General features: G+C 46.6%; 6 protein-coding genes and 1 tRNA gene. 1 reads left to right on the top strand and 6 read right to left on the bottom strand.

Annotation, left to right across the window (positions count from 1 at the left end; all coding sequences use genetic code 11):
• Position 1: 1 nt before the first annotated feature.
• Complete coding sequence (locus QUB14_RS23545) at positions 2-706, top strand: SprT family zinc-dependent metalloprotease (protein WP_333219748.1); 705 nt, start codon at positions 2-4, stop codon at positions 704-706.
• Between the two features lie 408 nt (positions 707-1,114).
• On the opposite strand, the gene QUB14_RS23540 is transcribed toward QUB14_RS23545, so the two are convergent.
• The 6 genes from QUB14_RS23540 to QUB14_RS23515 form a co-directional block, all read right to left on the bottom strand.
• Positions 1,115-1,196, bottom strand: a tRNA-Leu gene (locus QUB14_RS23540).
• Between the two features lie 305 nt (positions 1,197-1,501).
• Complete coding sequence (locus QUB14_RS23535; RefSeq protein WP_333219746.1) at positions 1,502-2,209, bottom strand: peptidoglycan-binding protein; 708 nt, start codon at positions 2,207-2,209, stop codon at positions 1,502-1,504.
• A 783-nt stretch (positions 2,210-2,992) separates the two neighbouring features.
• Complete coding sequence (locus QUB14_RS23530; protein ID WP_333219742.1) at positions 2,993-5,413, bottom strand: sucrose synthase; 2,421 nt, start codon at positions 5,411-5,413, stop codon at positions 2,993-2,995.
• 129 nt (positions 5,414-5,542) lie between these two features.
• Positions 5,543-7,066 carry a carboxypeptidase M32 gene (locus tag QUB14_RS23525; protein ID WP_333219740.1) on the bottom strand — a complete coding sequence of 508 codons (1,524 nt, stop codon included), beginning with the start codon at positions 7,064-7,066 and terminating at the stop codon, positions 5,543-5,545.
• A gap of 79 nt (positions 7,067-7,145) precedes the next feature.
• Positions 7,146-8,348 (bottom strand): tetratricopeptide repeat protein, encoded by a 1,203-nt coding sequence (locus QUB14_RS23520; protein WP_333219738.1) that lies wholly within the window; start codon positions 8,346-8,348, stop codon positions 7,146-7,148.
• 440 nt (positions 8,349-8,788) lie between these two features.
• The coding region (locus tag QUB14_RS23515) for a tetratricopeptide repeat protein (RefSeq protein ID WP_333219737.1) at positions 8,789-9,833 on the bottom strand (1,045 nt) is incomplete at its 5' end.

The following is a 9,833-nucleotide window of genomic DNA, read 5'->3' as shown; positions in this document are numbered from 1 at the left end:
GATGCCTCAGATAACCATCAGCGATCTAGTGATTGATATTGACAGAAAAAATATTAAAAACATCCATCTAGGGGTATATCCTCCCGATGGTCGGGTGCGGATGGCTGTCCCTTTAAAAGTAAATGATGAAGCTGTTCGTTTATTTGCCATCTCCAAACTAGCTTGGATCAAAAAACATCAAGCCAATTTTAAAGCACAAGAACGCCAATCAAAAATAGAATTTATATCGGGTGAAACGCATTATTTTCAAGGCCAACGCTATTTACTCAATGTTATTTATCACAAAGGTAGCCCCAAAGTAAAAGTCAGAAACAACACCTATATCGACCTCTACGTCAAGGAAGGAAGCGACGCAACCCAACGCCAAAAAGTAATAATGAATTGGTATCGACAGCAGTTAAAAAAAGACATTCCGCTATTAATCGAAAAGTGGTCAGAAATTATCAATGTTCAGGTGAATGATTGGGGAGTAAAGCAGATGAAAACCAAATGGGGCACTTGTAACATTGAGGCGAAACGCATCTGGTTGAACCTTGAACTCGCAAAGAAAGAGCTTCACTGTCTAGAATATGTCGTCGTCCATGAAATGACGCATCTTTTAGAGCGGCATCATAACGAGCGATTCACCCTGTTAATGAATCGATTCCTTCCTAATTGGCGTATTTATAAAGATGAATTGAACAGATCCCCACTTGGAAGCTATTGAGATTCAACTGGAACTATCGACTTCTTTTAGTTTTCCAGCAACCGCCAAGGAATCACCTCAGCTCAAATAACGACAAGGCTGATTGAATGCAAAAATGCCGCGCTACCCAACCAACCTGCTAGCAACCCGCTGATGAATTTTATCTAACCACACGGGAATCACAGGCTGACCAGATTTTAAAGATGCGATCGCGAAGCGTGCCGGAGGCATATCGCACTCTCCCTATCAAACTCTACCACTTGGAGCGATCGCTATGAATGAATCCCACGACAGCATAAACCGCCCCAGCGAAACCGAGTTCGTAAACCCCCGTTCCTTCTCCCTCAGCCGTTGTAGCGTCATGGCCACCTGTACAGTAACAAATTATGTGTTACTGTACAGTTTTTGCTTTGGGAATACAATTTGCTATGCGGATAAAAGGACTTGAACCTTCACTCCTCTCGGAACCAGAACCTAAATCTGGCGCGTCTGCCAATTCCGCCATATCCGCATTTTGACATTTAAATACTATAGCACACAACACAGCGATCGGTCAATCGATTTTAGATTTTAGATTTTAGATTGAAGGAAGCGACCCACGGATAAATTCCCAGCCTGATGACCCAATTGCTCGATCAATCGATTTTAGATTTTGGATTTTAGATTTTAGATTGAAAAAAGCGACCCACGGATAAATTCCCAGGCTGATGACCCAATTGCTCGATCGCCCAACATCGAGAAACCCGGTCATTTTGGGACACCGGGTTCAATCATGAGTTATCGCCACAGCAATTTTCCGTATTTTTCACTTGTCACTTACTTTTGGCCCAGCGCTTTCCAGGTTGTTTCGTCCACCATGCCGCTAGCCGTCAAACCCTTAAATTTCTGAAAGTTCTTGACAGCCGTAGTAGTGCGAGCGCCAAAAATGCCGTCGATCGGGCCCGGATCGTAACCCTGTATTTCCAAACGCACCTGTAGCGTCTTCACCTTGGAACCGACAGCGCCTTTATTTAAAAGAGTTGGAGGATTGCCGGGAACTGCAGCATTGCTCAGAATAGGAGGATTGCTCTGCACAGCTTCAGGAGCAGAGGCCGGATCTGCTGCTAAAGCTGTCCAAGTTTCTTTGTCCACAATGCCATCTGCGTTCAAACCCTTAGACTGCTGAAAGGAACGAACCGCCGATGTAGTGCGAGAGCCATAGGTACCGTCGATCGTCCCCACCTTGAAACTGTGCACCTGCAACCGTTGCTGTATGGCTGCAACTTCTGGCCCGTCAGCTCCCGCCGAGATAGTTTTTTCCTTTCTCACTGGCTGCTCGCCCGCGTAAAAAGGCTTGTGAAACATATCTCCTTGGGAATTTCCCTCCGGCGATGCTGACGCACCCGGATCGGCGGGAGCGGTAAAGTCTCTGCGGTACTGTTCCTGCACCAAGGGTTCGGAGTCGAAAGCAGCAGTGGCCTTTTTGGTCAAGGCGGGAACGAGCAGAGCCATCAAGCTGAAAATCGTAACAGTAGTCACACGCATAAATTTCATCCTGTTAGTGAGGTTTGACAAGGTTTCGCTGATTTCATGTTTCTAAATCTAATTGTATTACCCGGACTGCTTTCTGAAACATATAGCAAAAGGAAGAAGGAACAAGGCCATTTCACTTGGCGATCGGGTAACAAGAAGTCCGAGGGAAGGGGTAATAGACCGGATTGGTTTGGGCCATTAATAACGTCCTAAGCGTCGGGCGCGGTTGCTATATCTGCTGCTGCTTCTAGAAGTTCGGCAATGGGGACAGCCGCACTCAGGAGTTATATCATTTCCGGTTACACCGGAATGATGTTGACGGTTGACTGTTGACTGTTGACTGTTCACTGTCAACAGTCAACCGTCAACAGTGAACTCGAATTTACTATTCCGATGCTAACGGATTTGATATTACGAGTTGGAAGTTACGAGGTAGAAGTAGGGCGGGTTGGCACTATTCCTCATAAACCCGGTTGATTCCGAGATGTTTTGTTACTAAAGCCAATATTTTTCCTAGAAACCGCCTTTCTTAGCCTCAGTCCTCTTGTACAAAACCTGCTATCATTCACAAATCTTTACGGGCGGGTTGTGTCAAAAGTTGAGCCATGAAAGACCTAGTTTTTCCCTTGAACCAGCCCGTAATATCATTTCCGGTTACACCGGAATGATGTTGACGGTTGACGGTTGACTGTTGACTGTTGACGCCGTGAACAGTCAACAGTGAACCGTCAACAGTCAACTCGAATTTACTATTCCGATGCTAACGGATTTGATATAAAAAGCAAAAATCGTCACTTATCGGTTCGCGTGTTCTGCCAATAAAGCCTTCGCTTTCGGCTTGTAAATCAGATAAAACAGCGATTCTATGTAGCGGAGCATATCTTCGCGTTCTTCCTTGGACGAGTAGTTCCAGAAACCGTAAGTCCGCGCCAGAGTCAGCAGCTTGGTAGTGTGAATTTTCCAGGTATACGTGCTGTAAACTCGGTCAATTCCTCGCGTTGAAATTTCATACCAATAGTTGGGATTGTGTTCGCACTTCGATAAAAAATCTAGAATTATTTGGGCAGTATCCTCGTGGTTGGTCGGGTTGATATAAAACCCATTTACGCCATCTTGAATAATTTCCAGCGGCCCACCAAACTGCGTCCCGAAAGTGGGAATACCGGTAATCATTGCTTCGAGAATTGTCAAGCCGAAAGCTTCAAATAATGCTGGCTGAACAAATATACCTTGGGCGTCGGCGATTACCCGGTAGATTTCGCCGGACAGGCTTTTGGAAAGCCTCACTCCCAACCAGCGAATTTTACCGTGAAGGTTGTATTGGTCGATAATTGCGTAGAGCTTTTTAATTTCTTCTGCTTCTTCGTAGTCTTCGGTTTCTTCGACCCGCAGCTTGCCAGCTACTAGAATTAAGTTGCATTTTTCTTGCAATTCCGGGCTTTTTCCAAACAATTCTGCTAAGCCTGTCAGGTTTTTAATGCGATCGAGCCGGGCCATCGAAAATAAAGGGCGCTTGTGCGGGTCGTCGAGTTTTCCAAAGACTTGTTCCGGATCTTCTAGAGTAAACAGCAGTTCGTTGAGCCGATCGCGATCGCCTTGCACCCGGTCTTCGATCCGCGTGTAGGGAAAGTAGACACTTTCATTAACTCCCGGCGGCACGACGTTGAATTTAGGGCTGAACAGTTCAATCCCGTTCACAACGTGGTACAAATCCGGCATGGTAAAACAATGGTAAGATTCGTACTGACCGACACTATCGGGTTGGCCCACAATCTCTTGATAGGTGCTGCTGACAATACAATTAGCTGCATTCATGGCAATTATATCAGCAGTAAATTGCAACGAAAAATGGTATTTGTCCTCTGATTCTTGCCAGTAGAGATTGCTGAACAAATATTTAGATTTTTCCAGCGCATGGGCAATATTGCACTGAGTAACTTTGAGTTTGCGAGACAGCAAAAACGCTACCAAGTTCCCGTCGGAATAGTTGCCGACAATTAAATCTGGCTTGCCCTGAAACTCAGCCAGAAGTTCTTTTTCTGAATCGATCGCATAAGTTTCTAAATAAGGCCAAATCTCGAATCTAGAAATCCAATTTTGAGTCAGTTTGGGATTGAACTCCCGGAAGGGAACCCGCAAAATCCAAGCATTTTCTGTACCGTGAACTTTTTCCAAACGTTCGTTGCAGCGCGTACCGTCGCTGTTAGGAATTAACCGGGTGAGAATAATTACTTTAGGTTTGACTCCTAAACTATCGAGACCGGCAAGATGAATATCTTCTTGCAGTTGTTTCTCTAAACTCTTGGCTTGATCGAGGACATAAACTACCTGCCCTCCCGTATCCGGCCGCCCCAAAACTCCTTCTTGGCCGAACCAGCCGTGAGGAGAAACTAGGACGATTTTGAAAATCATCGGGATGCGAGAAATAAATGCTTCTAGGGTTTGGGGATCGGGCGAATCAATTAATTCGTCAAGAATTCCTAGGGTTTCATGTACGCGGGCTGCGGTATTTCCCCAACCTGCCTCGAAACCCATCAATTGCAGCACCAATCGAAATCTCTCGTAGCCTTCTTCTTCAGAAAGATCGCTCACAAAGGTGAGGGCTTTTTTGACTTGTTCTGAAAGTTGTTGTTGGGATTTTATGCGATCGTTAATTAGTAATTGTAAGCCGTTGTAGCGGTGAAGGCGCAAGAAATTAAATAGAGTTTCCTGCCACTGTCTGGCGTCTTGAAACAGTTTGCTGGAGAGATATCGGTTGAGGAATTGTACTCCTTTGCCGATGTTTTTGGGGTCGCGAATTGTGGGGGAGTAATCGTAAAACGGGCCGAAATCTAGTTCGAGAATGTCGCCTTCTTGGGGGTGAAAGTGGTTGACGAAGCGATCGCGCACGTCCAGCAATTCTTGCACTGTCATCTGCTCAACAGTCAAGTCGTCTGCAACTCGCACTATTTCCATACTAGCAATTTTTGGCCGCAGCAGGACGCAAAGGCTGCCATCTTCAAGAATAATTTCCTGAACGTAGTAAATCAGTTTGCTTAAAAGAGAAGATTGATGGAACTGTTCGGGCTTTGCGTATTTGGTGCAGTAGGCGGCAAAAGCGTTAACTATGTCGTTTCGCAGTAAATATTTCTTTCCCAAAGCGCGTAAATCGCTGACAAACTGACGCAACTCGGTTTTTTCGTCGCTGGCGATCACAGCCTGAAAGAGTTCAGACATACATACTCCCTTATTTAAGACTTTTAATTTTCGCTGTAAAATTAGGCGATACTCAAACCGTATCGCCTTTTTTTTTAAGTGGCTACTTTTTTTGTAATTTTAAAGTCTGCAATCTGAACTTGCTATCCCTCAAATGACATAAAACTCCCCGTATTTGTGGCGAATATAGCGGATAAATGGATCGATAGTTAAAGGTGAACCTGTAACGCGATCGATCAATTCGACAGCGGTGTATTTACGGCCGTGCTGGTAGATGTTTTGTTTGAGCCAGTCGTGGAGTACAGTAAAATTGCCTCGTTCTATTTCTACAGGAATTTCAGGATTGATTTTTACTGCTGTTTCGTAGAATTGAGCGCTCATCAAGTTGCCGAGGGTGTAACCTTGGAACATTCCGCCGATCGTACCAACATACCAGTGAACATCTTGCATGGCGCCTTCGCTGTCGGTGGAGGGGACAACGCCGAGGTCAGTTTTATAGCGTTCGTTCCAGGCTTCGGGGAGGTCTCGCACTGCTAGTTTTCCCTCTACCATTGCCAATTCTAGGTCAAAGCGGATGGCGACGTGGAGGTTGTAGGTTACTTCGTCGGCGTCGGTGCGGATGAGCGATCGCGAGACTTTGTTAATTGCCCGGTAAAATGCGTCAGTGGATACGTGTCCCAACTGTCGCAAAAATACGCCTTGGAGTTGGGGGTAGAAACATTCCCAAAAACCGCGGCTGCGCCCCACCATATTTTCCCAAAGTCGCGACTGACTTTCGTGCAGGCCGGAGGAAATGCCGCCTGCAAGCAGCGTGCCCTCAAATTCCGGGGAATTTCCGAGTTCGTAGAGGGCGTGTCCGGCTTCGTGGATGCTGCTGAACAGTGCTTGATCCAAGTGGTCTTCATAGACGCGGGTGGTAATTCGCACGTCGTCTATGGAGAAGTTGGTCATGAACGGGTGCAGGGTGGTGTCTTGCCGTCCCCGTTGGAAGTCGAACCCCATGCGTTCTACAACTTTGCGAGTGAATTCTAGTTGCTGGGATTCGGGGAAGTCTTGGTGCAAGCAGGAGTCGTCGGCGGGAGGTTGGGAGGTGATGGCTTCGACTATCGGCACTAATTCTTCACGCAGTTTGGCGAAAAGCGGGCGCAGCAGGGATACTTTCATGCCGTAGTCGCTACGATCGATCAAAGGATCGGCGATGTGTTCGTATCCGGGGAAAAACTCGGCGTATTGCCTGCTTAATTCTAGGGTTTTTTCGAGATACGGCTCGACCGCTGCGAAGTTGTTGGCTGCTCTAGCCGCGGCCCAAACTTCGTAGCAGTCGGCTTGGTGGCGGCAGAGTGCGGACATGAAGGTTGCGGGGACTCTGGAGGCGCGATCGTAGTCTCTGCGGGCTATGCGGATCAGGCTGGCTGCGGTTGAGTCGTAGGGGAGGGTTTGTTCGTAGAAACGCAAGTCTTCTAGGAGTTCACCTATTTTTGGATCTGTAAATTTTTCGTGGGATATTTGTTTGAGAGTAGCCAACTGGCGGCCTCTGGCACTGGCACCTTTGGCAGGCATATAAGTGGATTGATCCCAATGCAGCAGCGACGAGGCTGATTCGATGTCGTTAACTTCTCTGAGGTGGGCTGCCAGTTGAGCGAATTTGGCTTGAGTTTTGTCTAGGGTTTGCATGATTGGGGTTTATGGTGCTGTTTTGCCTACAAAGGTTGCAGTGCGGCATCCGTCTCCATCAATCATTGCTACCCTGAAATCAAGCTAAAAACCGCACTTCTTCCTGTATTGTACGCAATTTCGAGTCATTTTTGCACAATTTCCGGTATTTGGTGGGATTGAGTTCGATCGCCTTGGATAAGTTTTCGATCGCCAGCCGGATGCTGGTGGCTACTATTTCCTGGCTGTTTGTGAGCTCGCCTGCTTGTTTTTCTAGGGCGTAAATGCAAGCTTTTTGATAGTACAGGTTTGGATCGTCGGGGTTGAGTGCGATGATTTTATCGTAGGAGGCGATGGCTTCGGTAAATCGTTGAATTTTTTTGAGGGCTATGGCGCGGTTGTACCAGGCTTCGATGTTGTCTGGCTGCAACTCTACGGTTTTGTCCCAAGAGGCAATTGCTTCTTCAAAGCGTTGTAAGTTGGCGAAGGCTAAGCCGCGGTTGTAAAAGGTTTCGCTGTCGTTTGGCTTGAGTGCGAGGGCTTTGTCCCAGGATGCGATCGCTTCTTCAAATTCTCCCATTTGTGCGATCGCCGTGCCGCGTTTGCTCCAGGCTTCGGCGGAATTCGGCCGCAGTTGCAGGGTTTTATCGTAGGAGGCGACGGCTTCCGGGTAGAGTTTTTCATCGGCTAGGGCTAAGCCGCGGTTGTACCAGGCTTGATGCAAGTCTGGTTTGAGTTCGATCGCTTTGTCGTAAGAGGCGATCGCCGCTGTATTTTGGTCGGATTTTCTCAGGGCAAATGCTTTGTTGTACCAAGCTTCGCAGTAGTCTGGTTTGATGGCTATGGCTTTGTCGTAGGAGTCGATCGCTTCTGAAAATTTTTCTAAGTTGACGAGGGTGTTGCCTCGGTTCGTCCAAGCTTCGGGGTAGCTGGGGTTGAGTGCGATCGCCTTTTCGTAGGATGCGATCGCTTCTGAGAGTCTGTTGAGCTTCCGCAAAACGTTGGCCCGATTATACCACGCTTCGGGATTGTTTGGTTGGATTTTCAGGGATTGGTTGTAGGCTGCGAGCGCTTCTTCTAGCTGGCCCAATTTTTTGAGGGCGACGCCTTGGTTGTACCAGGCTTCATAAAATGTTGGTTCAAGTTTGATCGCTTGTTCCCAAGATTCGATCGCAGCTTGGAATCGTCCCATTGCTTCTAGGGCGTTGCCGCGATCGTACAATGTTTGAGCCTTTTGGGTGTTGACTGCTATGGATTTTTCCCCTGAGTCGATCGGCTTTTCTATGCTGGCTAATTTTTGCAAGGGGTTTCACCTCATTATTTTCTGTCTAATTGATTCTTTTCTTTTTTATATGCGATCTTTTTCGCCTTTGAGTGCTTTTGATCGATCCTATTTGGTTATTTATGGCAATTTTACATGAGTATTGGGACTTTTTCAATTTTTTTCATTATAATTTTAGACCGGGCATTTGTAAGTATAGATTAATACTAATTTTTTATAGGACTGCGTAGAAAAGAGGAAAGGGCGATCTTACTGAGGTGTGACAAACCTCGCCCAAGATATAATTTTCACGTAACCCTTTTGAGCGATCGGGGGTTGAAACCACGTCTTGTCAAGCGAAGTCCGCCTTTGCAGACTAATAAATAATAAGAGTGTTTGTGATGCTGTAGCGGCGGATTTTACCCATAATAATTGTCTAAAACTGACAATCTCATAAACCCGCCTCGCCCAAGGGCAAATCCCTATTCTTGAATCAAGGCTTGAAACCTAGTATGCGATCGAATGCTGTCAAAATCCGAGTCACTTTTTGCCATTTCTCGGTATTCGTCAGGATTCAGATTGATGGCTTGCTGCAAATTCTGAATTGCTTTGTCCATTTGACTGTGTAACGCATAGCAGCAAGCTTTATTATAAAATGCTGCGTCATCATCTGGTTTGATTTCTAAGGCTTTGTCGTAGGAAGAGAGGGCTTCTTCCCATCTTCCTAAATTACCCAGTGCATTGCCCCGATTGTTCCAGGCTGCGTCATCATCTGGTTTGATGTCTAAGGCTTTGTCGTAAGAGGCAATCGCTTCTTCCCATCTGCCTAAATTACGCAGGGCAATGCCCCGATTGTACCAGGCTGCGTGATAATCTGGTTTGAATTCTAAGGCTTTGTCGTAAGAGGCAACCGCTTCTTCCCATCTGCCTAAATTACGCAGGGCAATGCCCCGATTGAACCAGGCTTCGTGATAATCTGGTTTGATGTCTAAGGCTTTGTCGTAAGAGGCAATCGCTTCTTCCCATCTGCCTAAATTACGCAGTGCAATGCCCCGATTGAACCAGGCTTCGTGATAATCTGGTTTGATGTCTAAGGCTTTGTCGTAAGAGGCAATCGCTTCTTCCCATCTTCCTAAATTAAGCAGTGCATAGCCCCCCCGATTGTTCCAGGCTTCGTGATAATCTGGTCTGATGTCTAAGGCTTTGTTGTAGGAGGCTATCGCTTCTTCAAATCTTCCTAAATTACGCAGTGCAATGCCCCGATTGAACCAGGATTCGTGATAATCTGGTTTGATGTCTAAGGCTTTGTTGTAGGAGGCTATCGCTTCTTCCAATCTTCCTAAATTACGCAGTGCATTGCCCCGATTGAACCAGGCAACGTGAGAATCTGGTTTGATGTCTAAGGCTTTGTTGTAGGAGGCTATCGCTTCTTCCAATCTTCCTAAATTACGCAGTGCATTGCCCCGATTGTTCCAGGCTTCGTGATAATCTGGTTTGATGTCTAAGGCTTTGTTGTAGGAGGCTATC

This window comes from Microcoleus sp. B3-D2, from assembly GCF_036705345.1.
In the GTDB taxonomy this organism is placed as follows: domain Bacteria; phylum Cyanobacteriota; class Cyanobacteriia; order Cyanobacteriales; family Microcoleaceae; genus Microcoleus.
Note: the sequence above shows the minus strand (reverse complement) of the source record. Positions and strands in the feature narration are given on the sequence as shown.

What these genes read in the sequence shown, in the direction of transcription:
- QUB14_RS23545 (WP_333219748.1), top strand. Translation starts at nt 2, where the DNA reads ATGCCTCAGATAACCATCAGCGATCTAGTGATTGATATTGACAGAAAA.
- QUB14_RS23535 (WP_333219746.1), bottom strand. Translation starts at nt 2,209, where the DNA reads ATGCGTGTGACTACTGTTACGATTTTCAGCTTGATGGCTCTGCTCGTT.
- QUB14_RS23530 (WP_333219742.1), bottom strand. Translation starts at nt 5,413, where the DNA reads ATGTCTGAACTCTTTCAGGCTGTGATCGCCAGCGACGAAAAAACCGAG.
- QUB14_RS23525 (WP_333219740.1), bottom strand. Translation starts at nt 7,066, where the DNA reads ATGCAAACCCTAGACAAAACTCAAGCCAAATTCGCTCAACTGGCAGCC.